Here is a 25,292-nt window from a genome sequence, read left to right as displayed (position 1 = left end):
TGGGCATCTGTTCACCGGGCAGGACGGGTATTGCTGTGATGCCGACTGGAACGCGGCTATGAACCTAGCCCAGTGGGACGGATTCGCGTGTCCTCTGAGTCTAAAAGAAGCCGTATCTGTAATGGGTACGGTCGGCTCAGGGGATGGGGTAGTTGGCAATCCCCTGAACTCCATGAATCCCTCACAGCTTCAAGCTGTGGGGGGCTAGAAGGGAGAATCCCCCGGTTTCTAACCGGGGGAGTGTCAATTTCTGGCACTTGCTGAAACGGCCTCAGGGTAAGCCGGACAGACGGGCAACAACCTGAGCAGTGCTAAAATGGGGTACCGTTGCCGGAAGTGATTGTGCTGGTCGTCATCGACAATTACGACAGCTTTACCTACAACCTGGTGCAATATCTGGGGGAGATGGGGGCCAATCTACAGGTTTTTCGCAATGATGACCTCTCGGTTACCGATCTAAAGCAGATGCAGCCAGAGGCCGTGGTGATTTCTCCAGGGCCAGGGCGCCCTGAAGATGCTGGGATCTCTTTGGATCTGATCCGCGAGTTAGGGCCAGTCCTGCCCATTTTGGGAGTTTGTCTGGGGCACCAATGTATTGGGCAGGTGTACGGAGGGCAGATCGTGCGCGCGCCTGAGCTGATGCACGGCAAAACCTCCCAGATTTATCATCAGGGGGTCGGCGTTTTTGAGGGGTTGAGTCAGCCTTTTACAGCCACCCGCTACCACAGCTTGGTGATTGATCCCTCGACGTGTCCGCCTGAACTGGAAGTCACGGCTCAAACCCATGAAGGGGTGATCATGGGGGTACGCCATCGCCGTTACCTCCACATCCAGGGAGTACAGTTCCACCCAGAGAGCATCTTGACAGCAGAAGGCAAGCAACTGTTGCGCAATTTCTTGCAGGGGGCCCAAGCCTTTGCCATTCAGTCATCTGGGTCATCCACCCCATTTCGGGAAGCCGTTGCTGTTGTTCCGTCAGGGATCCCTTGCCCATGAATCGTCGCCAATTGCTGCAAGCCAGTGCTGGACTGCTGGGGTCGATGGCGGTGGGCTTGAGGGTAGGTGCTCAAACCGCTCCTGAAGGGGGTACAGCCCCGCCCGCAACCCTAGAATTCACCCCTGGCCCCAGCTTAGAGGGGCTACAACTGACTTGGCTGCACCACAGTTGTGTTTTATTTGAAGCGGACGGCAAGCGTTTTTTGGTCAATCCCTTTCGCCCAGTTGGCTGTACGGCTGGCTATCCTGCCCCGCGCGTTGCTGCGGATCTGGTTTTGCTCAGTAGTCGTCTGTTTGATGAGGGGGCTTTGGATGTGGTGCCTGGTAACCCCAGGGTGCTCTTTCAGCCAGGGGATTACCAGATTGACGGGATCCGGATACAAGGAGTGCGCATGTCCCGTGGCCCTCGCTTTGGGGTCAATGTGGGTTGGCGCTGGAGCATGGCTGGGATCGATATTGTGCATTTGGGAGGAGCAGCAGCCCCGATTACCCGGGAGCAGTCGATTCTGTTGTCTCGGCCCGATGTGATGCTGGTGCCGGTTGGTGGCGGCCCGAAAAACTATGACCCTGCCGGAGCCAAAGCCGCGATTGAAGCCTTGCAACCGAAGCTGGTGATCCCAACCATGTACCGTACCGCTGCTGCTGAAGAGGGGCAATGTGAGCTGGTGCCTTTGCAGGAATTTTTAAGTCTGTTTCCAGCCGCCGCCCTACAGCCTGCAGCCAGCAATCCCCTCATTCTCTCCGCCCAGGCTTTGCCTCCTCAAGGCGTTGTCATTCTCTCGTTCGGGGAGTAGTAGCCGTGCAGCGTCGGTTCTGGGGAGTCGGTATCGGACTGGGATCCCTGCTGGTGGCGGGCTTGCTCTACTACGGCCACACCTTGCCTGAGGATCCTGAAGTTTTGGCAGGAGCCCATCCGCTGCGACTGCAACTGGCCCTTTGGTTGGGCAAGGATGCCCATGTTGTAGATGTGCGGGGCAAAACTGCCCTGTTTTTTGTGGACAGTGGCCTCAATACCCGTCTTTTACTCAAGCATGGGGTTGATCCCAATCAGCTGGATAAGGGTGGGGCCAGTCCTTTGCACCAAGCTGCCCGCCTCGGCAACTCGGAGGTGACAAAAGCCCTGCTGCAGGGGGGGGCACAGGTGAATGCTCGCTTTGGAGCGGGTGGGCTGCCGCTGCATTTTGCCGCTTGGTCGGGCAACCCAGAGGTTGTCAAACTGTTGCTGGAGTATGGCTCTGAGATCGATGAGCCGGATGGCTACGGCCTCACCCCCCTGAACATTGCTCAGGATCTACGCCGTTGGGAAGCTGCAATCATTCTCTCCCAGTGGTCCCGCCCTACCGCAACGGAGTGAGGGAATGAGTAAGGGGATCCCCTGCCCATGTCAGAATGGTGGCGACATCGTTCTCCATGTTTGTTTACCTTAGGTTCATGCCTTCTGTCAGCAGCGCCGAGCCGATTGCCGAAACCGCTGAGCCAGCTTCTTCTAGCTCAGAACCGTTGCCTTGCGCCTTGGGCACGCCAGGGCAAACAGAACCCGGACTCCCGACTCCAGAAGGCATGGGATCCCTGAAGCACTGGTGGGCGCAATGGAAACAAAAGCTGCGGCTGGAAACCCAGTTGCTGTTTGTGGCAACGCTGGTGGTGTCGCTGGTGGTGAGCAGTTTCACCTTTTGGGCCGTCAGCAACGTGCAGCAGGATGCCCAATTTAACGAGGCGCGCTTTGGTCGGGATCTGGGCTTGCTTTTGGCGGCCAATGTCGCCCCCTTGGTGGCCGAAGATCGAATTAGCGAAGTGGCCCAACTCTCGCGGCAATACTTTGAGAGTACCAGCAGCATTCGCTACCTGCTCTACGCCGACCCGAATGGAGATATTTATTACGGGATCCCGTTTTCCAACCAGGAAGTCAAAACCTCCCTTAGCCTGACCCGGCGCATTCAACTGCCGGACAATCGCCCCCCTGCGGAGGGTCAACCGCTGGTGCGCACCCATCTCACCCCTGCTGGGCGTGTTACGGATATTTTTGTTGGCATCTACCACCAGGGCCAGTTTCTGGGCACCTTGGGCCTAGGCATTAACCCGAACCCCGCCCTGATGCGCTCCACTCAGTTGGCGCGGGAAGTGTCGATCGGGGTCTTTTTAGCAGTGTGGGTCTTGGCTATTCTCGGCTCGGTGGTCAATGCCCTCACCATCACCCAGCCGATCAAAGAATTGGTCAAGGGTGTTCAGGAGATTACCAAAGGCAACTTTAAGCAGCGCATTGATCTCCCCTTTGGCGGCGAACTGGCCCAGCTGATTGATAGCTTTAACGAGATGGCAGAACGGCTGCAGAGCTACGAAGAGCAAAATATCGAGGAACTGACGGCAGCTAAGGCCAAGCTGGAAACCTTGGTTTCCTCGATTGTGGATGCCGCCATTCTGCTCGATGCGGAGTTTCGGGTGCTCTTGCTCAATCCAGCGGCCTCGAAAATGTTTGGCTGGGAAGGGGAGCCGGTTTTGGGCAAAACCTTGCCGGAGCTGTTGCCAGAAGATTTGCGCCTGCAACTGGCTCGCCCGCTGCTACAAATTGCCCGCGGCGATCAAGAGGCTGAGGAAATTCGCGTCAACCTCAATGGCCCCACTGCCCGTATCATCCGCGTCATGCTCTCCCCAGTGTCGGATCCCCGTCGGCAAAATCTGAAGGGGATCGTAGTAACGGTGCAGGACATCACCCGCGAGGTGGAATTGAACGAGGCGAAAGCTCAATTTATCAGCAACATCAGCCATGAGCTGCGTACCCCCCTCTTCAGCATCAAATCCTTTATTGAAACCCTCTACGAGTACGGCGAGCAGATGAGCGCTGCAGAGCGGCAAGATTACCTGGAAATTGCCAACCGTGAGACGGATCGCCTCACCCGCCTGGTCAACGATGTTTTGGATCTATCCCGCCTGGAATCCGGCAAGCAGTATCGTTTCGAGGGCATCGACATCTCGGCAGTGATCGAGCAAACGCTGCGCACCCACCACCTCCAGGCCCGCGACAAAGGGATCCACTTGCGCAAATTCGTGGATCCGGATCTGCCGCTGGTGTGGGGTAACTACGATTTGCTGCTGCAGGTGCTGACCAATTTGTTGGGCAATGCCCTCAAGTTCACCCCTGCCGAGGGTTCTGTGAGTTTGCACGCCCATGTGGTCACTCAGCCGGATGGATCCCCGCAGGCGGTGCGGGTGGCGGTGGCCGATACGGGCATTGGCATTGCCCCTGAAGATCAAGAGCGGATTTTCGACCGTTTTTTCCGCGTAGAAAACCGGGTACATACCCTGGAGGGCACAGGCTTGGGGCTGGCGATTGTCCGCAACATCCTGGAGAAGCACCACAGCCGCATCCATCTGGAAAGTAAGCTGGAGCAGGGATCCACCTTCTGGTTCGATCTGCATCTGCAGGGTATGGCGGATGGCTTGCCGGTTGAGTTCGCTGCCTTTCAAGGGGAGACGGATCCCCCCAGTTGTGGCTGGCGAGATGGCCCTGAACAAGAGGGTGTACCCGAATCCACCCGAAGGTTGAAGAAGGAACCAGACCCAGCCTGAAGGAGGCAGACAACATTGGCAGCCCAAGCCAGGTTGTCTACAGTATGGGAAGTGCGAGGGCAAGCCTAGCATTCCTACAAGGGGAGGTAATCGGATGGAAAGCCTACTGACCATCTTCTTGGGCTTGGGTCTCAGTGCAGCTTGTGGATTTCGAATTTTTGTGCCCCTCCTGGTAATGAACATTGCCGCCCAGTCGGGTCATCTGGAGTTGGCTGACGATTTGCAGTGGGTTGGCTCGGATGTAGCCTTGATGGTTTTTGCGGTGGCTACCTTTTTTGAGGTGGCTGCCTATTATGTGCCCTGGGTGGACAACCTGCTGGATGTGCTGGCAACGCCAGTGGCGGTGATAGCCGGGATCCTTGTCATGTCGGCGGCAATCGGTGACATTGCCGCACTCAGCCCGCTCCTGCGCTGGACTTTGGCTGCCATCCTTGGGGGTGGGGCCGCTGGGATCACCCAGGGGACAACCGATGTGCTGCGTTTGGTTTCCACCACAACCACCGGGGGTTTGGGCAATCCGTTGCTGGCGACCACCGAAAACCTCACCTCTCTGATGCTGGCGGTGGTAGCAGTGCTGGCCCCCTGGCTGGCGGTGGTGATGTTTGGCCTGTTGGTGTATTGGCTGGGTAAGCGGGCGTTGCGACTGTTGTTTCGTCAAAAACATCAGGGATCCCGTGCAACCGGCTCCTCTCCTACCCCAAGCTGAGCAGGGATCCCTATAACAGCGGTTCTAGACTGTTGTTCTACACTTAAGAGAGTTTGAGTTTCGGATTGTTGCCTTCATGCCTCCTCGCTGGCCCCGTAAACCCTCCCGCCAAGATCCCGAGTTTCGCAAGTTGGACGACCGCTATACTTATGCCGCCCATATTGCAGTATTTCTCTGTGTCGGTTCTGGGTTGGTGTTTTTTCAGCAGCTTTACCGGGCAGACTGGCAGTGGTTGGTGCCGCTCCTGGGTTGGTGGGCTTTGAGCCTTGGGATCCACAGCCTCTGGATCTTTTTTGTGGCCCGCTACCCAGTCAACCCTGGCTATGTAGAGTTGACCCCACTTGAACCGTCAGAAGCCCCGGAAGTGGATCTCTGAGCAACGGAGTAAATCCTCGCATTCTCGCAGAGCCTATCTGACTGGGTAACCTTGCTACAATTGGGATCCCCTTAGCAACCCAACAAGCAAAGTTTCGACTATGACCCCACGCAACAATCATCACCTTGCCATCGACAACGACGAGCTGATGCGTCGGGTGGAAGATCTGATCAATGCCTCCAAAAATCGCTATCGCATTACCGTCCAGGTAGCCAACCGTGCCAAGCGCCGCCGCTACGAGGATCCAGACGATATGGAAGATGGCTGGATGAAGCCGATCCGCCGGGCGGTGATCGAAATGTCGGACGAGCTGACGGAGCCAGAAATTATTGGTGATGAATAGGGGCGAGTCAGGACAAGTTACCCCGCCTTAAGCCATGCCCAAGGGGATCCTAACTGCGATGGGATCCGTCCGCTAGGCTCTCGGAAGAGGGTTTCTTCTCTTCGTATGGACTGCTGCGGTCGTGCAGATGCGATTCCATCAGGTGTAGCAGTCGCTGGGTTTCTTCTGAGCTGAGGCCCTGAATGTGCATTTGCAGGGGGGTGCGGAACCCCAAGGTTTGCTGAGGGAAAGGGATCTGGATCCCGGCTTGATCGAAGGCATGTTTGAGGCGACGACGGTACTCCCGTGCCACTTTCCACTGTTGTAGGGGCTGCACCTTGATCCAAAGGCGCAGGGTTACCCCCCGCTCCCCTAGGTGATCGACACCGTGCATCTCCGGCAGATCCAAAATTTTCTCTCGCCAAACGGGCTCTCGGTACATCTCCAGGGCCACCTGCTCGGTGATGCGCATCGCTTGCTCCAGATCATTTTCGTAGGCAATCTCGATCCCCAGATCGACCCGAGACCAGCCATTGGAGAGATTCTCCACAACGCGGATGGCACTATTGGGGATGGAAATCAAGGTGCCCTCGGTGTTGCGCAATTGGGTCAGTCGCAGATCCATGTGTTCCACCAGGCCCCCCCGCCCATCCACCACAATCACATCCCCTTCGGCAAACTGATCCTCCAACAAAATCAATAGACCATTAATGATGTCTTTGATCAGATCTTGTGCCGCCAGAGAAATCCCCAAGCCAATAAAGCCAAGGCTAGCCACCAAGGGGCCAATATTCACCCCCACCAAAGCCAGCCCCACCAGGGATCCCACCAAAATCAGTGTGGTGGCGGCGATCCCTTTCGCGACCCCGGCAAAGGTGCTGAGACGCTTACTAAGGCGATAGGTGGGGGTTGTGGGAGCATTTTGCCACTGTTCTTGGCGCAAAGCAGCAAAGAGGTTGTCCAGCACCAGGCCACTCAGCCAAACACTGCCGTAGGTGGCGAAACCCACTCCCGCCAGCCGCAACAGAGGCCCCCGCAGAGAAACCAGGAAAAAGGTTTGTAAAGCTCGAGTCTGTGGGAACAGCCCCAAGCTCACCCCCACACCCCCTATCCAGACGCCAACTTGCACCAAGCGCAGCAGACGAATTTGCAGCTCCAGATAGGATTCCTGCCGTTTGCGTTGAGCCTGTTGTTCCATCAGGATCGGATCGACACCCGGTTGCTGCTCTTCCTGAAGGCGTTCCTGCATTTCGGCCTGAATCGCGCTGTATTCTGCCTGTAAAGCATCTCGTTGCTGGGTGAGGCGCCGGCGCTCCCGCTGACAGAGCCGACCTGTGCCCCAAACCGCCAACAGGATCCCAAGGGCAATCAATCCCTGCCGGCGCAAAAACTGGGGTTGCCGCTCCTGCTGTGAGGTGCGTAGGGCCTGCTCGACAATATCGGCCACCTGCTCTGCCCAATCAATGGCCTGAGTTCCCTGCAGTTGGGCGTCAAGGGAAGTGACCGTGAGTAGATACTGCCCGTTAACCTGAACCACCGGCTGATTGGTCTGGGCATCGATGACCACCGATACCTCCAGCGTGTCCAAATCCAGAGGCATGGCAGCCAGGCGACGCAAAGTTTGTTCAATGGAGCGGATCCGCTGGGATACCGGCGGGGTACTACCGGGATCCCCTTGCGGCGCTGTCACCAAAAACAGACGTCGCCCATCCAATGTGACCGCTCCCGTTTGAATCGGGGAAGAGGCCGGGAGGCTAAGCGCTTGCCGCAATTCTTCGATGGCATCCACCGTATTCAGCAAAGGCAGACTGGGCAGCGAGGTGTTGTTAGGGGCGGGGGTTTCTTGTCCCCAGGTGGGTGGGGCAGCCAAAACAATGCTGAGGAGCGGTAGCCAAAGCAGGGATCCCGTTTTCCCGAGCTTTAGCCTGTGTGGATGTCGCGGATTCTGCGGCATGAGCCGATGCTGGATCTCAGTCTGGGATCAATCTAGGATCAATCTAGGAAGAAAAATGCGATACCAAGAATGGTGTAGGTAGCCAGAAGCAGCAACCCCTCCAACCAGTTAGAACGTCCATCGCTGCTGACCGAATTGATTAACAAGACCGAGACGGCGATCGCCACCAATTCCACCATGCCGAAATTGAAATTCATCGGCTGATGGAGTACATCCCCTGCTAGTACCAACAGGGGTGCCACAAACAGGGCAATTTGCATCGTCGAACCGAGGGCCACTGAAAAGGATAGATCCATCTTGTCTTTCATGGCCACCGTCACCGCTGTTGCATGTTCTGCGGCATTGCCGATAATCGGCAGCAGGATCACCCCCATAAAGAGCGGCGTGACGTGAAAGTGCTCCAGGGTGCTCTCCAGGGTGCCCACCAGCAGCTCAGACTCCACCGCCACCAACACCGTCAACCCCAGCAGGGCCAACAGCCAAGGCCACACCCCAACTTGCTCTGGAGGCGCTGTCAACACCTGGGGAATGGATCCCTGAGCTTGCAACACTGGATTGGGGGCGAGGCGATCGGCGGCTTCATCTTCGGCAGCCTCCGCTTCGTGAATGCTGTAGAGGTAGCTGTGGGTTTTCAGGGAGAACAGCAAAGTCAATCCATACACCCCGATCAACACCAAGGCCACTGCTGTGGATAGCTCCTGGATCGACAGCTCCCCCAGGGTGACATCGGCGTAGGTGACCACACTGGGCAAGATCAAAGCCACCACCGCCAGATTCATCACCGAGGCATTCATCCGAGCCACTTCGGGCCGAAAGCTCTGCTCCCGAAACTTAATGCCCCCCAAAAACATGGCCAAGCCCGCCACCAAGAGCAGATTGCCGATGATTGAGCCGGTAATCGAAGCCTTGACCACATCCACCAACCCAGCCTGCAGCGCCACCAACCCAATGATCAACTCCGTGGCATTGCCAAAAGTGGCATTCATCAGTCCCCCGATCGTGGGCCCCGTCAGGGCGGCAATCTCTTCGGTGGCTTGACCCATAAACTTCGCCAAGGCCACCACCGCCAAAGCCGCACAAATAAAGACCACATTGGGATCCCAACCCTGAAAGTGCCCCACCCACGACAAAGGGATCCCGGCCAACAACACAATCATTAAGCTGTTCAAACCTCTCTGCCAACCTTCGGCAGAACGATCTGGAGAAACCAGAGGATTCACATCAGCAAGAGTCATGGTTGCACAGGGGGAGAGAAAACACGGTAAGCCAGCAGAGGCAGTCAGGAGAAAGCTGCCTAATCCCAGCGCTTACAGGCAACAGGATAAGCCACCCCCAAAAGTCTAGCGGTTGTGAGGAGGGGTTGAATAGAGGCTCGCAGCTAGGGGGAAATGACGCGAGTGCGTTCTAGCTGACGGGTGATCTCGGCCCCCAGTTGTTCGGATAAACGGCGCGGGTCGGCAATTTTTAAGACGCTGCTGCCCTCCACCTCGAAAGGAAAGGATCCCGTCACACCCTCACGGGGCAGTTGCACCAGTAGCAACTGTTCGGGACGCTTCGATTGCAGGGCATAGCCCAACTCCAGACAGACTTGCGGGCTGGGCAACGGGCGGCCATGCCCATTCACCTGTACAGGGGTGACATCGGCCACCACCAGCAGGGCATGCTTGAGCTTGCGAATTAGGGCGGCATCGATAAGCAGGGTTTCCGCTTCAGAGAGAGGGGATCCCTGCAACTGCAGGGGGAGGCTGAGCTTGTGTTTGCGGTTCAGGGTTTCCACCACCGTCTCGAGGGTGCGCTGCAGGGTGTGGCTGGATTCGGGGTAATCCGATTGGCCGCAAAAATAGATCAGCGGCTCGGTCATGCTCAGGGTGGCGCGCTTGTTGAAGTAGATCTCGCGGCTGATCAGATCTAGATTGGAAATACTGTAAGCACCGCTGCCCTCAATGTAAAACTCCACCAGTTCTCCCTCTAAGTAGCGCTGCCACCAAAGGGAGGTCTTTACCTGCTCCACATCGTCGAGAAAATCGGCCCGCATCGCCGTTTTGAGTAAGCCGGTGCGACTCAAACGCAGATCAGGGCTTTTCTGCTGAACTTGGGAGGCGGATAGAACGGAGTCCAAGTACCAGGCTTTCAGGACGATGATCGCCATGGGATCCCTCTGCACATAGCCTCAAAGGTACCTGATTTTTTCGGAGAGCGTCATACCCCATTCAACCCAACCGGAGCGCCAGATCCAGCAGTCGATGGGCCATTATCGATTTTTCACAGGGGAGGATGGTTTCAATGTCTCCGCAGCGGGGGATCCAATAGCCCTGGTTGTGGAGGCTACCAAATCCACTGTCCGGCAGGTCGATCGGGTTGGCCACGATGGCATCCAGTCCTTTCTGATGCAGTTTCTCCTGAGCCGGGGGCAAGGGATCCCCCGTTTGCGCCGCAAAGCCGATGATGCGTTGCTGGGGCCGTTTGCCTTGGCTCAGGGCTGCAACCACATCTGGGATCCGTACCAATGGCAGCGTCTCCGGCAACTGGGCCTTGGGTAACTTTCCCGCAAAAGGCTGAGCAGGGCGTACATCTCCTACAGCAGCAGCCATCCAGAGCATATCCATCTGGGGGAAGAGGCTGGTCAATACTCGTTCCAATTGGGCGGCGGTCTCCACAGACAGGGCTTGAATGCCAAACCATTCCGGCTGAAACGGGATCCCGAGCGGCCCATGCACCAGGGTCACACTTGCCCCCCGACAGGCAGCCGCCACCGCCAAGGCGATCCCCATCCGACCACTGGAGGGATTGCCGATAAACCGTACCGCATCGATCGGCTCACGAGTCCCGCCGGCACTGATCAAAACCCGTTTGCCTTGCCAGTCCCGTTGCCCCTTTGTCCACAACAGAGCCAGTGCGTACTCCTGCAACGCCTCCGGTTCCAACAGGCGTCCTTCCCCCACGGCATCACAGGCCAAACGCCCACTGGCGGTCGGCAAAGCCCAAAAGCGGGAATCCTGCTGCAACCTCTGCCAATTCTGAGCCACCGCTTGAGCCTGCCACATTTGAGTGTTCATCGCGGGCGCCAAAGCCACTGGGCACTGGGAAGCCAAGATCACATTGGTGAGCAAGTTGTCCGCAAGGCCATGAGCCAATTTCGCTAATGTATTGGCCGATAGTGGGGCGATCAAAATCGCTTCTGCCCATTCCCCCAACTCAATGTGCAGGGGGCGGCCTCGTGTAGGTTGCCAAAAGTCTGCGTCGGTCAGAGTCGGTTGTCGGGACAAAGCCGCAAAGGTTAGAGAGGAAACAAACTTTTCCGCTGCCGTCGTTAAAACCACTTTCACCTCTGCTCCCTGTTGGGCCAACCCAGAGACCAAGGCACAGGTTTTGTAGGCGGCAATTCCTCCACTCACCCCGATCAGAAGGCGCCGACCCAACCAAAAGAGATCCATACAGAGTTGACAACAAAACCGTCTTGATTCCAGTTTCCCTGTTTTTGCCGGATTCCGCCGTAGGAATCCGAATCTATAGACTAAAGATTAAAGATGGCTTTGTCTGCCTAAAGGATGTTGCCGGGAACATTCCCCTCGGTCTGCATGGGTTGTCCATCTACCTGAGGACAAACCCCTCTTCTCAACTGATGTGAAAGTCTCAGCCCAGACAATCGCCGACCCTGCCATCAGGCAAGTCAATTCCCACTGCTGTTTTGCGCACTCCCTCTACTAGCCGAAATCAGATCGGTGAAGTTATCTTGTTGGATAAGAACAGATTTGATCAAAACTCTATTGCAAGTTCTGTTTCTTTCTGGCTACACTAACTGTTGTTCTCAAACCATCTTGATATGGCTACAACACCCAAACCAAAACCACTGACTGGTCAGGAACTCCTCGATAAGGTGACTTCGATGGAGAATGTGGATCGCAAGGAAAAGGCCCGTGCCTGTGGTTATGTTACCTATACCAAGAATGGCCAAGAGCGTGTGAATTTGATGCAGTTTAACAATGCACTGCTCAAGGCTGTCGGCGTAGACCTAGATGCCAGTGATGAAAATGGATCTCGGGGTCGCGCACCCACCTTCCGAGTTTCAGTTCATAAGAATGGCAATCTGCTGATTGGAGCCGCCTATACTAAGAAGATGGGGCTCAAGCCCGGGGATGAGTTCGAGATCAAGTTAGGTCACCACAACATCAAACTGGAGCGCATCGACTGATCTTTACGTTGTTTATCGATGTCGATCTAAGTCCTTCATCATCAAGTGCTCCTTCTGGGTAGGTCTTTACCTTGGTGGCTTACTTTCCTAAGAGTGCCGGAGGGGCGAACACCTCTCCGGTTCGGATCTTCCACAAGGGGAGCTCTGTTGGATGGGGATCCCTGATGGCTTTTATATCAACTTTCAACTTTATATCAACCAATGGCTTGACCAGTGTGGGTTCGTTATCCTGAGAACAGTTGAATTTGGGCTGTGGCGATGAGCACTCCGACGTTGCAGAATGTTTCTCGTCGGTGGCGACGGTGGCGAACTTAGGTAGGGCTGTTGTTGCTGGGGGTGATGTTCTTTGCCGTCAGGGTGATCCAGTCTCATCCGCCGGTTTGGTCACAATCGAACGCCCCGTTGCAGTGGGTTTCTTCTCAGCCTACCCCTGAACAACGGGATGTCTATGTCGATGGGGTGATCCGGTTGCAATTTAATCAGCCGTTGGATCCCAACCTGCGGCGTTTGGTTACGGATCTGGATCCCCCGGCAGCGGTTATTTTTGATGTGCAAGGGAATGAGCTATTGCTGAAATCTCGGGATCCCTTGAGTTTTAGTACCGATTACACTCTCACGGTTTCTCCTCAGGAAGGATTGCCACTAGAGCAGGCGATACGGCTACCTTTTCGGACTGAGCCGGAATTCACCTATGAAAAGGATGTCAAGCCGCTTTTGGAAGCCAGTTGTGTGGGCTGTCATCAGCCGGGGGGCCGTCAACGCACGCAACTGTTGGATAGCTACGAGGCAACTTTGGCCTATGTAACGCCAGGAGATCCCAACAGTGAATTGCTTAACCCCCGTTGGACGGGCCGTCATGCCACTATCCTGAATGCGAACAACCCCAACCGTCCCCAACCGCGTGGCGGATCCCCAGAGATTGCCTATATCCAGGCCCGTGGACTGCCTTTGTCCCGCCTTGGTCTCTGGACCCCGGAGGAAGTGGAGATCGTCCGCACCTGGATTGTGCAGGATGGGGCCCCTCAAACCAGTGCCCGTGTGCAGGCGGGTGGGTAAAAGTCCATTCTTCGCCGGGATCCCGCTGATGGGACTTGTCTATCTTCTTTCCTAACCCGCCATGCCTTTGCTCGGGTGAAACACCAACAGCCCCCCCTACCCAAGAACATCGCAGTGCTCCGCCTATACCGCTTGCGGTTGGGTGGTGGTGAGGCGTTGACCCTCCGGGTCGTCCGGAGGACAATGCGCCCAGCAATCACTCAATCTTGGCCTGCTGCTGAATGTACTGGGTGAGCACAGCAAGAGGTGCGCCGCCACAAGAAATGATGCAGTATGAACGGTTCCAGAAGACGGGCTTGCCACGGTAAACCTTGACTAGGTGCTCAGCAAACTCTTTGCGAATCAAGCGACTGGAAACAGTTTTCAGGTTGTTCACCAGTTTTGAGGGCTGAACCTTTGGGTTAACGGACATGAGCACATGAACATGATCCGCCTCCCCATTGAACTCGATTAATTCTCCCTCCCACTTTTGCAGGGTTTCCGCAAATATTTCTCTGAGCCTATTCAGCATGGGTTGAGTGATACACTTGCGGCGGTACTTGGTGCAAGTGACTAAGTGAAAGTAGATGCTGTAAGAGCAGTGATAGAGGGTGTTTAAGGGCAGTGACATCAGAAGCGACTAAGTGTTACAGTGCGCCTATGATAACCCTGACGTATGAGTACAAGCTCAAACCGACTCAGCAGCAGGCCGAACAGATCAACCACCATCTGGAGATATGCCGTAGGGTCTGGAATGATGCTCTGAGAGAGCGCAAAGACTGGATGGCTTCTCGCAAATGTCCGGTCAATGCCTGCTCTCTGCGTAGCGAGTCCATCATCCCGGCAGACGCGCCATACCCCAGCTTTAAGCTGCAATGCCAACGGCTGAGTGAGGCAAAGCGGCTTGACAAGGATCTGGCGTCTGTCAATGCTCAGGTCTTGCAGCAGGTTTTGAGGCGCTTAGACCAAGCCTTTGACCGTCGCAAAAAGTTGGGGACTGGGTTCCCCCGGTTCAAAAAGCCGGGACAGATGCGGTCGTTTGCGTTCCCTCAACTAGGCAAGACTCCCCTGAACAATGGGGCAGTTAAGTTGCCTGGGCTGGGGTGGATGGCCATTCGTCAGTCACGGCCATACCCAGAGGGTTTCATGGTCAAGCAAGCCAGGGTGGTCAAGCGGGCCTCTGGCTATTACGTCCTGCTCACTTTTCAGGCGGACATTGCCATCCCAGAACCACCGTTGGTGGGGCCTGTGGTTGGCGTAGATGGGGGCCTGGAATATTTTCTCTCCACCTCGGACGGGCTCCAACTCGAGCGTCCCAAGTTTTTCGTGGGTCTGCACCGCAAGCTTAAATTGCTGCAACGCCGGCTGAAGCGGAAACAGATTGGGTCTGCGAACTGGAAAAAGGCTCAGCTCAAGGTGGCACGGCTGCATGAGCGGATTGCCAATACCCGCAAAGACTTCCACTTCAAGGCAGCTCACCGACTTTGTCATGAAGCTGATGTGATTGTGGTTGAGGACTTAAACCTGATTAACCTCAGTCGACCTCAGTCGCGGCATGTTGGGCAAGCACATGCTGGATGCCGGCCACGGACAGTTTCTGATCGCGTAGCGGTGCGGAGCACTAACTCGGTGCTGCCCTGGGTGGGTTTCAAACGTGGCAAGGCGGTGGTGAAGGAGCAGGCAGCGGGCACCTCTCAGGAGTGCCCTAAGTGTGGGGAAGCCGTTCGCAAAACGCTGTCAGTGCGCTGGCATGAATGCCCCTGTGGCTGCTCCATGCCTAGGGATATTGCCAGCGCGTTGGTTCTGCGGAATAGGTTTATGCCTACGGCACCCTATCGGGAACAAAAGCGCGGTGGGGCGCACCGTGCTGAAAATGCCCCTGGAGAGGTTCTGGCGGGGGTGTCCTTTGGGACGTCTAGCCAAGACTCTATGAACGGGGAATCTCCTGCTGTACGCAAAGCGTTAGCGGGATGGGCGTCAAGGATCTGTTTTGGAGCCGCATGACCATGAACCCCTCGCAACCGCTCGCCACCGTTATCCAGGGATCCCTGAGTCGTGGATTGGAAGCTCGCCTCAACCCTGGCATTTCCGTAGAAGATCTGCGGGTGGGTAAGTTTATGGTCATTCAAGGGCAACGGAACCGCTTCTTCGGCCTGCTCACCGATGTCACCCTGGAGGCCAGTAACAACCAGATCTTGATCAACCCGCCGCGACCGGAAGAGGTGTTGCTGCGGGAGGTTTTGGCCGGTACCAGTACCTATGGCATCATCGCCCTCACCCCAATGCTGATGTTGGTGCCCCGGCAGGCTGAGACAGAACGGGAATATCCTCTCGTGGGGGCAGATACTGAGGGGCAATCCCCAGAAAGTCTGGAGTTGCTACCAGTCAAAACCGTTCCGGCCCATTTCTCCCAGGTGTACGAAGCGCGGGAGTTGGATTTTCGCACCGTTTTCGGCTGGGAAGAAGACCCGGAGCGGCGTAACTTCGCCATTGGACAGCCGATCGATATGTCCGTCCCCATCTGTCTGGATCTGGATCGCTGGGTGGAGCGCAGCAACGGCATTTTTGGCAAATCCGGAACGGGCAAATCCTTCCTTACCCGTCTGATCCTCTCCGGCATTATTCGCAAACGGGCGGCGGTGAATCTGATCTTCGATATGCACTCGGAATACGGCTGGGAAGCAGCCACCGAAGGGAGACACCTCAACACCGTCAAAGGCCTGCGGCAACTGTTCCCTGGCCAAGTGCAAATCTATACTCTGGATCCCGATTCCACCCAGCGGCGGGGGGTGCGCGACGCCCAGGAACTCTACATCGCCTACAACCAAATTGAGGTGGAGGATCTGGCGCTGTTGGCGGGAGAGTTGAACCTGTCGGAAGCAAGCTTAGAAAATGCCATTATTCTGCGCAACGAGTTTGGCCGCGATTGGATCAGCCGCCTCTTAAGCCTCTCCAACACAGAGATTCAAGAGTTTTGCGAGCAGAAAATGGGCAACAAAGCCTCGATGATGGCGTTGCAGCGCAAACTGACCCGCCTGGATGACTTGAAATACATCCGCAACAGCCTACCCCACAACTACATCGGCCAAATTTTGGATGCCCTTAGCCGGGGCATTCATGTGGTGATCGAGTTTGGATCCCAGTCCAACTTGCTTTCCTATATGTTGGCCACTAATGTCATCACCCGCCGCATTCACCAAGCTTATGTTCATCAGGCGGAGCGCTACCTGCAATCCAAAAATCCCCTCGATAAACCGCGTCAACTGTGTATCACCATCGAAGAAGCCCACCGTTTTTTGGATCCCCGCGCCGCCAAGCAAACCATTTTCGGCACCATCGCCCGCGAGATGCGCAAATACTTTGTCACCCTGATGGTGGTGGATCAACGCCCCTCAAGTATTGACAGTGAAGTGATGTCGCAGTTGGGTACGCGCATTACCGCCCTCCTCAACGATGACAAAGATATCGAAGCGGTCTTCACCGGGGTAGCCGGTAGTCAAAACCTAAAAACCGTTCTGGCCAAGCTGGACTCGAAACAGCAAGCCCTTGTTCTTGGCCATGCCGTACCGATGCCGGTGGTGGTGCAAACCCGCCCCTATGATCAGCGCTTCTACGCCGAGATTGCCGATCCCGATTGGTCCCAGGCTTCGGATGCGGAGGTGTTGTTGGCGGCTCAGCAGGCCAAAGCCGATCTAGGACTGTAGCGGCAGCAGCAGGCCAAAGCCTAAGGAACCAACACCACCTTGCCCTGCACCAGCCGTTGGCTCAGGTAGTAGTGGGCATCGGCTGCAGCCCCAAGGGGAAAGCTCTTGTCCACCACCACTTGCAGTTCCCCTCGATCCACCAGGGCAGCCACCTGTTCCAGGATGTGCTGTTGATGGGCCAAAGCGGCGGGGAGGTTCATCAGTTGCGGTGTGAGCATGAGGGTCAATTGGATCTCTAGATTGCGCTGGCGGGCCACTTTCCAAGGGGTGTCTGAAGCGGGCTCCAGGAGGGTGCAGAGACTGCCATAGGGACGTACAACCCCAAAAGTTTGGCCAAAGGTGCTGCCGCCGACGGTGTCCAGGGCAAAATCAACTCCCTCCCCTGCAGTCCAGTTCAGCAGAGCGCTCACCCAGTCCTCCGTTTTGTAGGGGATAGCCAAGGTAGCACCCAGCTGTTCCACAAATTGGGCCTTGGCCTGAGAGCCAACGGTGGTGGCCACAGCCGCTCCGGAGCGCCGCGCCAACTGAATCGCCAAATGCCCTACCCCTCCAGCACCGGCATGAACTAGGGCTGTCTTGGCGTTGGTTACCAGAGAAGTTCCTTTGCCTCGATCCCCTAAGGCTTCCCAGGCGGTAATGACCGCCAAAGGTAGGGCTGCTGCTTGCACAAACGACAAAGACTTGGGTTTGTGGGCAAGGGCGATTTCGGGAACAACGGTGTACTCGGCGTAGCAGCCACTGCGATCCCCAAGACCGCCGTAGCAAAAATACACTTCATCTCCTGCTCGAAATCGCTGCACTGCCGCACCCACAGCCACCACAACCCCGGCTCCATCACAACCCAGAATGGCCGGCCATCGATTGGGGTAAAAGGTACCCCGTTGCCGCAGCTTGGTATCGATCGGGTTGACGCTGGCGGCCCGCAGTTGCACCTTGACCTCATTGGGCGCTTGGATCTCAGGTTCCGGCAGATCCCGCAGAACCAAAACTTCTGGACCACCCAATTCTGTAATCACAATGGCTTTCATGGGTCTTCAGAGGGATTTTCGGGAGGTTGGCCAAGGACTGGCTAAAATGCCATGGCAGAGAAGAGCACCGGCAGTTCAGAACCTGGCTCCAGTCTAGATTTGGGGATGATTGTATCGCCTATTCTCGACGGTGCTTGACAAGCTTCCAGTCGAAGATGACATTAGAAATCTGACCCAGGGCCCAGAGGAGAGGGAATGAGCGAAAGGACGTTATTTGATAAGGTTTGGGATGCCCATACGGTGCGCATTCTCCCTTCCGGTCAGACCCAGCTGTTCATTGGCCTGCACCTGATTCACGAAGTCACCAGTCCCCAAGCTTTTGCCATGCTGCGGGAACGAAACCTACCGGTCCTCTTCCCAGAGCGTACCGTCGCGACTGTTGATCACATTATCCCCACCGACAATCTGGCCCGGCCTTTTGCGGATCCCTTGGCGGAGGAGATGATTCAGGAGCTGGAGCGCAACTGCCAGCACTACGGTATTCGCTTCTACAACAGCGGCTCCGGCAGACAAGGGGTCGTTCATGTCATTGCCCCAGAGCAAGGCTTGACCCAGCCGGGGATGACCATTGCCTGTGGAGACAGCCATACCTCTACCCACGGCGCTTTCGGAGCGATTGCCTTTGGGATCGGCACCAGCCAGGTGCGGGATGTTTTGGCCAGCCAAACCCTTAGCCTTGCCAAGCTGAAGGTGCGCCGCATTGAGGTGAACGGTCGCCTTAGCCCTGGCGTTTACGCCAAAGATGTCATCTTGCACATCATCCGCAAGTTGGGGGTGAAAGGGGGCGTTGGCTATGCCTATGAGTATGGGGGAAGTGCCATCGAGGCCATGGGCATGGAAGAGCGCATGACCCTCTGCAACATGTCGATCGAGGGGGGGGCTCGCTGTGGTTATGTCAACCCGGATGCGGTGACTTTTGAATATCTGCAGGGACGAGACTTTGCTCCTCAGGACGCGGCTTGGGAGGAAGCGGTGGCTTGGTGGAAGAGTCTGGCCAGTGATCGCGACGCGGTCTACGACGATCGGGTGGTCTTTGATGCGGCTGAGATTGCTCCAACGGTGACTTGGGGAATTACTCCCGGCCAGGGGATAGGCGTAGATGAGCGGATCCCTGCGCCAGAGGATCTACCGGAAAGTGAGCGAGTTTTAGCCCAAGAAGCCTACGCTTATATGGATCTAGAGCCCGGTCAACCGATTTTGGGCACGCCTGTGGATGTCTGCTTCATTGGCAGTTGTACCAATGGCCGTTTGAGTGATCTGCGAGAAGCCGCCAGGATCGCCAAAGGTCGGCGGGTGGCAGCGGGGGTCAAGGCCTTTGTGGTACCCGGTTCGGAACGGGTGAAGCAAGAGGCGGAGCAAGAAGGCTTACAAGCGATCTTTGAGGCGGCAGGATTTGAGTGGCGGGAGCCGGGCTGCTCGATGTGTTTGGCCATGAACCCGGATAAGCTGGTGGGTCGCCAACTGAGCGCTTCTTCTTCCAACCGCAATTTCAAGGGTCGCCAGGGATCCGCCAGTGGACGCACGCTGTTGATGAGCCCGGCTATGGTGGCAGCAGCGGCTGTCAGTGGCAAGATTGTGGATGTGCGAACCCTGCTCTAGTTTTGGCTTCGGCAGGGGATGGGGGGATGGTGCTGCTTTCCTCCGGCTAGGAATGGGGGGCTTGGCGAGCAATGACCACGATCAAGTCGTCTTCTAGGAGCTCAGTATCGGCGGGGGGGTTGACCCGTGAGGTACGGGATCCCCCTTGTCGGCGTTCTATAGCAACCAAAATCCCATCAAAATCCTGTTTTGCCCGCAGGGATCCCTGGGCAAAAGTGAGACCCACCCAACTTTTGGGCAAAGGCACCTTGTAGAATTGGTTACCGATCTGCACCGTCAGCAATTCCGCTAAGATGTCTGTGAGGCCACGGTTGCGCGTGGAGGTGGCGATCAGGTGGCTGGTCATTTCGTCCCCAACGACCACATCCTCTACCCCTGCGACCCGCATTTGGACATCATTTCTGCGATCCAGCAGTTGCGCACAGGTATGAATGCTGGGGTTGAGCTTCTCGATGGTGAGGGCCGCTAGCACCGTACGGGCATCCCGGTCTTGGTCGCTGCGAGGCCGGGTGGAGTCTGCCAGCAAGATGGCTTGGCTAGCCTGCCGAATGCCAATACTCTCCAGGACATCCAAAGCAGTGTAGTCCCCCGTATGGAAGTAGAGCTGGGAGCGATCAACCTTGCGCAGATCCCGCTCTGGGGTTTCCACAAATTCCGCCACGATCACGATCGGGCACTCCCGCAGTTTTGGATCCGATTGCAACTCCTCAATCACCAAATGGCCGCTGCGGTTCCAGCCACAAATGACGATGTGCCCGCGTAGCTCATCCAACTCCATCAAACGCACCTCAAGAGCCTCCCTCAGCCGCTCGATCATTACTGCCGAGACGATCCCCGTCAAGACGGCAAACATGGTCAAACCGCTCAGAGTCACCACCAGCGTTACCAGTCGTCCCGGCCCCGTACTGGCTTCAGCGCCGATGGGTTCTGCCGCGATCATGGTGAAGACACTCCACCAAAAGGCTTCATTGAGATTGGAAAAATTCCCCTCAGGATCCCCTTCAAATTGGTAGATGGCCAAGGTGCCACCAATGAGGATCAATCCAATCACCAGAAAAATACCGATTTGCAAACTCAGACTGGTGGACAGGGGGCCGGCCCGACGGGCGAGGCGACGATTGAGGAGGATACCCAAGCGCAGCAGGCGCAACAACCGTAACAGGCGCAGCCCCCGCCACAACGGCACAACCGAGAGGATATCCAGCCAGTAGTTCTGAAAAAACCGGGCTTTGCGATTGGCTGTCCAGTAACGCAGGGATAACTCCAGCATAAACAGGCCGTTGATCCCATCCCCCAGGCGCTGCAAAGGCTGACCCAGGCCTGTGCGGTTCAGCTCCGCTTCTGCCACGACGAGCAGAACCGAAGCCACGATCAGCCCCATCAGCAAAAACTCTAACCCCGGTTCCTGCAGCCATTGCGATACTTGATCCTTGAGGGTTCTTTGGGAAGCTGTATTCAGGGCATCGCGGGAACGGAAGCTGGGCAACGGCAGCATGATAAGAGCCCTCGGTCGGGTCGTGGGCAGAAGGCATTATTCTACAGGGATCCCACCGGTGCTGGAGTCGCTGACAACGTGGGGAGAAGGCTTAGGCGGCGCAATCCCGGCAATCCTGCATCTGCCACCACCACACTGCCATCCGGTAACAAGGCCAAGGTGGAAGGTTGCTCAAAGCGCGCTTGGGCAGCCGGGCCATCCTGCCAGCCGGGTTCATCCTGGCCTGCCAAGGTAGAAACTTGACCTCTGGGATTGAGGCGACGAATGCGATGGTTATCTCGATCCGCTACCCAGAGGATCCCTGTGGCATCAAAGGCTAGCCCACTGGGAAATTGAAAGCGGGCCTGAGCTAGCGGGCCATCCGCATAGCCCGCCTCCTGTCCTGATAAAGTGGTCAGCTGCCCACCGGGCAATAGCACCCGAATGCGGTGGTTGCCTTGATCCGCGATCCAAACCCGTCCGTTGGCTTCCACCGCAACTGCCGTCGGTTGAGACAACTGCCCTTGCTCAGCTGGGCCATCTGCGGATCCCGCCTGCCCCGTACCGGCCACCGTCATAACTTCCCCTTCGGCAGTAATGCGGCGGATGCGGTGGTCGGCTCGATCCGCAACATAAAGGCTACCATCTGGCCCTAAGGCTAAGCCAACGGGCGCACGAAACTGAGCCTGAGTGGGATCCCCATCCCGGTATCCAGCCTCACAAGTGCCGGCAAAGGTGGTGACTTGTTGTTGACGGTCGATATAGCGCAGGCAATGGTTGCCACTGTCTGCCACCCACAGCCCTCCCTCCGGATCCCAGAGCAGCCCTTGGGGAGCATCAAACCGCGCCTGATCGGCTAACCCATCCTGATAGCCAGCGGTGCCGGCACCTGCCCAAACCTTTAGCTCTCCTTCTGGAGAAAGGCGAAAAATTCGATGCTGGGCTGCATCCGCTAAATAGAGGTATCCCTCAGGATCCACGGCAATGCCAGCGATCTCTCGCACCGAGAGCGTGGATTCTGTGTCGGCATTAGAAACGGAAGTGTTGCCGATCGATAAGGTTTCCACAACCCAGGCTGGCGTTGCTGTGGCAGTGGGTGTGGGAGAAGGACTGGGGGAACGAGTCGCCACCGGCCAGTCGAGGATCAAGGTTCCCAAGCCCTGCCCCGAAGCATCGGCAAAGGCTACCCAGACGGAGCCAGAGAGAGACAAAGGGGGCATCACCGTCAGACGGCCTTCGCTGCGGGAGCGGATCTCGCCCCTGAGGATACGACTGGGGTTGGCTGCCGAAGCAAAGAGAACCGCTTCGACTCGTTCCAGATTTTCCCCTGAGAGCAGCAGCGGTTGCCCCGGAGTCACCTCGGGAGATCCGGCATGGAGTAGGGGCACCTCCACCTCGGAGAGAACCAACAGGGAAAGGCGACGATTACTGTTGGCGCTGTTGTTGGTACTGGCACCAGAACCGCTGGTGCGAGGAGAAAGGGTCAGGGATCCCTTCCCTTGGGCCAAAGTGGTTGAGCCCCGGTAGGCAATCGCACTCAGCTCAGCTTCCCCAGCCGGGGGATTGGTAAAGGTGAAGGTGGCGGGTTGCCCCTGGCGAAGGGTGGCCGTGGCGGTTTGGCGATAGGAGCCCCGAGTGATGCTGAGGTCGATCCCTTCCACTCCCGGCCACTCAGAGGTGCGGGCCAACCAACGATCCACTTCTGAGGCTGGTAACTGGGCCACTAGGTCGGATCCCTGTTCCTGGAGCAGCAGAACGATGCGGTTGTCTGGCACCGACAAACCCGACTGACGCGCTTGTTGCAGAGTCAGAGAATCTGGTGCTGGCGGAGAAGGGCTAGGGGTGAAGACTGGTTGTAGAGCTGAGGGCGGAACAACACTGGGGGATAGGGTAGAAGAAGAGAGGTTGCCACAAGCAGAGAGAGCCAGCACTAGGGCACCCAAAACAGGCAGAGATGGCGGCGTAGAAGGAACCCGTCGTGGCATGATCCGACTCATCCTCTCCTACAGACTGGAGCTTGGCGGAAACCCGAACCCATTAGCCTGCAAACAGAAGCTGCTTGCTCTCCCTCTGTCTGAAACGCTGTACTCTCTTTTCCAAACGATACCCTGGGCGACTTGGGCAAATGCCCTAACCCCTGAACGCGATCCATGATTGACCATCCTCACCCACAGGTGAGTCACACTCCTCACTCTATCTATCCTTACTCGAATCCCTACCGAAAGGCCAGATGGTGACGCGAAAAGACGACCGAGCTGAAGATGGCAAATTCAGGGAATTGGAGCAAAGATTTCCTAGGATCCCGTTCTACTCATCCAGGACTAGGGATCCAACCGATGATTACACTGCAATTGCCACCATACCTAGATGTCTTAACCAAAAGACAGCTCTTGCGCGGGTTTGCTACAACAACGGTTGTGTCCCTAACCCATTTCAAAAGGCGAAAGTGCTCCGCGCCGCTGTCGCGAGGGGGATTAACCCCGTGCTAGGTGACCAGTGTTGGGGCTGCCATGACCCTCCGGCTCGTCCGCAGGACGAGAGGCGTTGGCAAAGCCTGTCGGAGAGATACGCGCTAGCGTGCCCTTGGTGCAAAGGGCTGTAGGCTCAAACAGTAGCTAAACCACCGGCGCGGAGTTGCTGCAAATCCTGTTTGTGTTTTTAAGTCCCTATTCACTAGAGGACACCTCGAAAAATTCACTCCTTATTGAGAATGCAAACGATGGGATACAGCTTTCAGCCCTCTTGCATTCACAACAGCCCAGTTAATCCAAGTGCTCTTATGGGATCCCCAAAATGAATAGTGAATAGGGATTAACATTTCACCTGGCGTACAACCATCAGCACACAAAAAGAGAATCAGAAGAGAATCAGACCAATCAAAATAAGAAAGATTATCACGTCCCACAGAACAAAAACGATACGCTCCGCCCTACTCAACGTTTTGTCGAACGCAGCACGAGTAAGTGAGATAACAATACCGCAGATGCCTACCAGAACCAACAGCAGCCACCTCTGATCAGCGGCAACAAAATGCACGCCGACTATGGCAATTAGGGCACAGATTGCTGCACGCAAAAAAAGTTGCCTCATAGCAGCACCTGCCATATTCTGCCTACTGAGTTTCCAAGCTTTCCAATCCATAGGAACCTGCTCACAATGTACCACTCCATATCAACTCCTATGTCAAGGTTCCCATTTACAATTTACAGCCCTTTCATGCTCCGCAGTCGCGTGTCGCGTAGCATTAGCGTTGCGTAGCAACAATGCCTACGGCAGGCTGCGCCACCCCAAAAGTAAACGCGGGTTTGCTACAACAACGGTTGTGTCCCTAACCCATTTCAAAAGGACTCTAGGGATTGTCCCCGCGGTGACTGGTGTTGGGGCTGGCGCAAAGTTGCTGCAAATCCTGTTTGTGTCCTTAATCCCCACTCACGAGAGATCCTCAGGGAAATAATTGCAAATGGGAACCTTCCCGTTGCGCCAAAAACACTCCACAAACACTTAAGGAGTGGGAACCAAGGTTTCGATTCCATCCTGGAGCGCGATGATGGCTTCTTTGGCCATACCAATGAACAGACCATGCTCCACAACACCCACCGTTCCCTTGAGTTGATCGGCAAGCTTGGCCGGATCTGCCATGGGGCCAAACTGGCAATCCAGAATGTAGTGCTGCTCATCCGTGAGGTAGGGATCCCCCTTCTCATCTAGCCGCAAAACGGGGGTACAGCCCAATGCCTCAACCCGGGCAAAGGTAGCTTTCCAACCAAAGCGCACCACCTCTACCGGCAAAGCAAAGCGGGTACCCAATTGGGTCACTTTTTTAGAAGCATCAGCGATGATGATCAGCTCGGCGGCGCTGGCTTCCACCAATTTTTCCCGCAACAGAGCTCCACCCGCCCCCTTGATCAAATTCAGGGATCCGATCTCGATCTCATCAGCCCCGTCAATGGCCATATCCAGATGGGGTTGCTCCTCCAGGGTGGCCAAGGGGATCCCGAGGGAGCGGGCCTGTTCTGCCGTTCGGACGGAGGTGGGTACCCCGATCAGCTTCAACCCCTCCGTTTGCATCCGCTCAGCCAGGGCACTGACGGCAAAAGCGGCGGTGGATCCCGTGCCCAGACCGACCACCATGCCCGATTGCACCTTATGGGCAGCAGCACGAGCGGCGGCTTGCTTCAGTTCATCTTGCGTGGCCATTCCTGATTCCTCTTTTGCTGAGCGCATTGTGAGCGCGCTGTATTTTCGCAGGTGCGTCAACTCTATGTAGCCCTAGGGTTGAAAGGCAGAGGTCAATGCACTAGCAGTGTAAGACAAAATGGTGGATCAACTCTCATCTCAA

The 25,292-nt window shown here is 56.4% G+C and carries 22 protein-coding genes and 1 pseudogene; 13 read left to right on the top strand and 10 right to left on the bottom strand.

All coding sequences use genetic code 11. The features are described 5' to 3' along the window. From JX360_RS03830 to JX360_RS03795, 8 genes and pseudogenes are all read left to right on the top strand, one after another. A pseudogene (locus JX360_RS03830) lies at positions 1-208 on the top strand (RNA-guided endonuclease TnpB family protein); the annotation flags it as partial. Between the two features lie 134 nt (positions 209-342). Then, a complete protein-coding gene (locus JX360_RS03825; RefSeq protein WP_425244353.1) occupies positions 343-996 on the top strand; it encodes an anthranilate synthase component II in 654 nt (217 codons plus the stop codon). Then, positions 993-1,790, top strand: a complete 798-nt coding sequence (locus tag JX360_RS03820) for an MBL fold metallo-hydrolase (RefSeq protein WP_244349256.1) — start codon at positions 993-995, stop codon at positions 1,788-1,790. The genes JX360_RS03825 and JX360_RS03820 overlap by 4 nt, the downstream gene beginning before the upstream one ends. Before the next feature lie 5 nt (positions 1,791-1,795). Next, the gene (locus tag JX360_RS03815; RefSeq protein WP_244349255.1) at positions 1,796-2,350 is read left to right on the top strand and encodes an ankyrin repeat domain-containing protein; all 555 of its coding nucleotides are present in this window, start codon (positions 1,796-1,798) and stop codon (positions 2,348-2,350) included. Positions 2,351-2,556: 206 nt separating this feature from the next. Then, positions 2,557-4,563: an ATP-binding protein gene (locus JX360_RS03810; RefSeq protein ID WP_244349268.1), complete on the top strand. Its 2,007-nt coding sequence runs from the start codon at positions 2,557-2,559 to the stop codon at positions 4,561-4,563. A gap of 94 nt (positions 4,564-4,657) precedes the next feature. Continuing rightward, a complete protein-coding gene (locus JX360_RS03805) occupies positions 4,658-5,269 on the top strand; it encodes a DUF4126 domain-containing protein (protein ID WP_244349254.1) in 612 nt (203 codons plus the stop codon). A gap of 76 nt (positions 5,270-5,345) precedes the next feature. After that, positions 5,346-5,645, top strand: coding sequence for a hypothetical protein (locus JX360_RS03800; RefSeq protein ID WP_244349252.1), 300 nt, complete (start codon positions 5,346-5,348; stop codon positions 5,643-5,645). Between the two features lie 100 nt (positions 5,646-5,745). Further along, positions 5,746-5,988, top strand: coding sequence for a DNA-directed RNA polymerase subunit omega (locus JX360_RS03795; protein ID WP_244349250.1), 243 nt, complete (start codon positions 5,746-5,748; stop codon positions 5,986-5,988). 49 nt (positions 5,989-6,037) lie between these two features. Here JX360_RS03795 and JX360_RS03790 read toward each other — a convergent pair whose 3' ends face one another. The 4 genes from JX360_RS03790 to coaBC form a co-directional block, all read right to left on the bottom strand. Beyond that, a complete protein-coding gene (locus JX360_RS03790; RefSeq protein ID WP_244349248.1) occupies positions 6,038-7,921 on the bottom strand; it encodes a mechanosensitive ion channel family protein in 1,884 nt (627 codons plus the stop codon). 38 nt (positions 7,922-7,959) lie between these two features. Then, positions 7,960-9,078, bottom strand: a complete 1,119-nt coding sequence (cax, locus tag JX360_RS03785; RefSeq protein ID WP_244349267.1) for a calcium/proton exchanger — start codon at positions 9,076-9,078, stop codon at positions 7,960-7,962. Positions 9,079-9,299: 221 nt separating this feature from the next. Next, complete coding sequence (locus tag JX360_RS03780) at positions 9,300-10,070, bottom strand: hypothetical protein (RefSeq protein ID WP_244349246.1); 771 nt, start codon at positions 10,068-10,070, stop codon at positions 9,300-9,302. A gap of 61 nt (positions 10,071-10,131) precedes the next feature. Next, complete coding sequence (gene coaBC, locus JX360_RS03775; protein WP_244349245.1) at positions 10,132-11,355, bottom strand: bifunctional phosphopantothenoylcysteine decarboxylase/phosphopantothenate--cysteine ligase CoaBC; 1,224 nt, start codon at positions 11,353-11,355, stop codon at positions 10,132-10,134. A gap of 389 nt (positions 11,356-11,744) precedes the next feature. On the opposite strand from coaBC, the gene JX360_RS03770 reads away from it, so the two are divergent. Together JX360_RS03770 and JX360_RS03765 are read left to right on the top strand one after the other, a co-directional pair. After that, the gene (locus JX360_RS03770; protein WP_244349243.1) at positions 11,745-12,113 is read left to right on the top strand and encodes an AbrB family transcriptional regulator; all 369 of its coding nucleotides are present in this window, start codon (positions 11,745-11,747) and stop codon (positions 12,111-12,113) included. Between the two features lie 339 nt (positions 12,114-12,452). Beyond that, entirely contained in the window at positions 12,453-13,169 is a 717-nt protein-coding gene (locus tag JX360_RS03765; protein ID WP_244349242.1) for an Ig-like domain-containing domain, read from the top strand. Positions 13,170-13,365: 196 nt separating this feature from the next. Here JX360_RS03765 and tnpA read toward each other — a convergent pair whose 3' ends face one another. Then, positions 13,366-13,779, bottom strand: coding sequence for an IS200/IS605 family transposase (gene tnpA, locus JX360_RS03760; RefSeq protein WP_244349241.1), 414 nt, complete (start codon positions 13,777-13,779; stop codon positions 13,366-13,368). Between the two features lie 29 nt (positions 13,780-13,808). On the opposite strand from tnpA, the gene JX360_RS03755 reads away from it, so the two are divergent. Both JX360_RS03755 and JX360_RS03750 read left to right on the top strand, forming a co-directional pair. Continuing rightward, entirely contained in the window at positions 13,809-15,152 is a 1,344-nt protein-coding gene (locus tag JX360_RS03755; RefSeq protein ID WP_244349240.1) for an RNA-guided endonuclease InsQ/TnpB family protein, read from the top strand. A 2-nt stretch (positions 15,153-15,154) separates the two neighbouring features. After that, entirely contained in the window at positions 15,155-16,852 is a 1,698-nt protein-coding gene (locus tag JX360_RS03750) for a helicase HerA domain-containing protein (protein WP_244349266.1), read from the top strand. A 20-nt stretch (positions 16,853-16,872) separates the two neighbouring features. Here the strand turns inward: JX360_RS03750 and JX360_RS03745 are convergent, their stop codons facing one another. After that, positions 16,873-17,880, bottom strand: coding sequence for a zinc-binding dehydrogenase (locus JX360_RS03745; protein WP_244349239.1), 1,008 nt, complete (start codon positions 17,878-17,880; stop codon positions 16,873-16,875). A gap of 195 nt (positions 17,881-18,075) precedes the next feature. Between JX360_RS03745 and leuC the strand changes: the two genes are divergently transcribed. After that, complete coding sequence (gene leuC / locus JX360_RS03740; protein WP_244349238.1) at positions 18,076-19,479, top strand: 3-isopropylmalate dehydratase large subunit; 1,404 nt, start codon at positions 18,076-18,078, stop codon at positions 19,477-19,479. Between the two features lie 46 nt (positions 19,480-19,525). Here the strand turns inward: leuC and JX360_RS03735 are convergent, their stop codons facing one another. From JX360_RS03735 to rpiA, 4 genes are all read right to left on the bottom strand, one after another. Beyond that, complete coding sequence (locus tag JX360_RS03735; protein WP_244349236.1) at positions 19,526-20,974, bottom strand: ion transporter; 1,449 nt, start codon at positions 20,972-20,974, stop codon at positions 19,526-19,528. Positions 20,975-21,015: 41 nt separating this feature from the next. Beyond that, on the bottom strand, positions 21,016-22,950 hold the full coding sequence (locus JX360_RS03730) for an NHL repeat-containing protein (protein WP_244349234.1): 1,935 nt from the start codon (positions 22,948-22,950) through the stop codon (positions 21,016-21,018). A gap of 859 nt (positions 22,951-23,809) precedes the next feature. Continuing rightward, positions 23,810-24,094 carry a hypothetical protein gene (locus JX360_RS03725; RefSeq protein WP_244349233.1) on the bottom strand — a complete coding sequence of 95 codons (285 nt, stop codon included), beginning with the start codon at positions 24,092-24,094 and terminating at the stop codon, positions 23,810-23,812. Positions 24,095-24,454: 360 nt separating this feature from the next. Next, positions 24,455-25,150 carry a ribose-5-phosphate isomerase RpiA gene (rpiA, locus tag JX360_RS03720; RefSeq protein WP_244349231.1) on the bottom strand — a complete coding sequence of 232 codons (696 nt, stop codon included), beginning with the start codon at positions 25,148-25,150 and terminating at the stop codon, positions 24,455-24,457. Positions 25,151-25,292: the final 142 nt, after the last annotated feature.

The organism is Thermostichus vulcanus str. 'Rupite' (assembly GCF_022848905.1).
GTDB lineage: Bacteria > Cyanobacteriota > Cyanobacteriia > Thermostichales > Thermostichaceae > Thermostichus > Thermostichus vulcanus_A.
The sequence above is the reverse complement of the archived record's forward strand: the minus strand, read 5'-3'. Positions and strand labels throughout refer to the sequence as shown.

What these genes read in the sequence shown, in the direction of transcription:
- JX360_RS03800 (WP_244349252.1), top strand. Translation starts at nt 5,346, where the DNA reads ATGCCTCCTCGCTGGCCCCGTAAACCCTCCCGCCAAGATCCCGAGTTT.
- JX360_RS03780 (WP_244349246.1), bottom strand. Translation starts at nt 10,070, where the DNA reads ATGGCGATCATCGTCCTGAAAGCCTGGTACTTGGACTCCGTTCTATCC.
- JX360_RS03735 (WP_244349236.1), bottom strand. Translation starts at nt 20,974, where the DNA reads ATGCTGCCGTTGCCCAGCTTCCGTTCCCGCGATGCCCTGAATACAGCT.
- JX360_RS03725 (WP_244349233.1), bottom strand. Translation starts at nt 24,094, where the DNA reads ATGGATTGGAAAGCTTGGAAACTCAGTAGGCAGAATATGGCAGGTGCT.
- coaBC (WP_244349245.1), bottom strand. Translation starts at nt 11,355, where the DNA reads ATGGATCTCTTTTGGTTGGGTCGGCGCCTTCTGATCGGGGTGAGTGGA.
- tnpA (WP_244349241.1), bottom strand. Translation starts at nt 13,779, where the DNA reads ATGTCACTGCCCTTAAACACCCTCTATCACTGCTCTTACAGCATCTAC.
- JX360_RS03745 (WP_244349239.1), bottom strand. Translation starts at nt 17,880, where the DNA reads ATGAAAGCCATTGTGATTACAGAATTGGGTGGTCCAGAAGTTTTGGTT.
- JX360_RS03765 (WP_244349242.1), top strand. Translation starts at nt 12,453, where the DNA reads ATGTTCTTTGCCGTCAGGGTGATCCAGTCTCATCCGCCGGTTTGGTCA.
- JX360_RS03820 (WP_244349256.1), top strand. Translation starts at nt 993, where the DNA reads ATGAATCGTCGCCAATTGCTGCAAGCCAGTGCTGGACTGCTGGGGTCG.
- JX360_RS03795 (WP_244349250.1), top strand. Translation starts at nt 5,746, where the DNA reads ATGACCCCACGCAACAATCATCACCTTGCCATCGACAACGACGAGCTG.
- JX360_RS03805 (WP_244349254.1), top strand. Translation starts at nt 4,658, where the DNA reads ATGGAAAGCCTACTGACCATCTTCTTGGGCTTGGGTCTCAGTGCAGCT.
- JX360_RS03770 (WP_244349243.1), top strand. Translation starts at nt 11,745, where the DNA reads ATGGCTACAACACCCAAACCAAAACCACTGACTGGTCAGGAACTCCTC.
- rpiA (WP_244349231.1), bottom strand. Translation starts at nt 25,150, where the DNA reads ATGGCCACGCAAGATGAACTGAAGCAAGCCGCCGCTCGTGCTGCTGCC.
- JX360_RS03790 (WP_244349248.1), bottom strand. Translation starts at nt 7,921, where the DNA reads ATGCCGCAGAATCCGCGACATCCACACAGGCTAAAGCTCGGGAAAACG.
- JX360_RS03810 (WP_244349268.1), top strand. Translation starts at nt 2,557, where the DNA reads ATGGGATCCCTGAAGCACTGGTGGGCGCAATGGAAACAAAAGCTGCGG.
- leuC (WP_244349238.1), top strand. Translation starts at nt 18,076, where the DNA reads ATGAGCGAAAGGACGTTATTTGATAAGGTTTGGGATGCCCATACGGTG.
- JX360_RS03730 (WP_244349234.1), bottom strand. Translation starts at nt 22,950, where the DNA reads ATGAGTCGGATCATGCCACGACGGGTTCCTTCTACGCCGCCATCTCTG.
- JX360_RS03750 (WP_244349266.1), top strand. Translation starts at nt 15,155, where the DNA reads ATGAACCCCTCGCAACCGCTCGCCACCGTTATCCAGGGATCCCTGAGT.
- JX360_RS03755 (WP_244349240.1), top strand. Translation starts at nt 13,809, where the DNA reads ATGATAACCCTGACGTATGAGTACAAGCTCAAACCGACTCAGCAGCAG.
- cax (WP_244349267.1), bottom strand. Translation starts at nt 9,078, where the DNA reads ATGATTGTGTTGTTGGCCGGGATCCCTTTGTCGTGGGTGGGGCACTTT.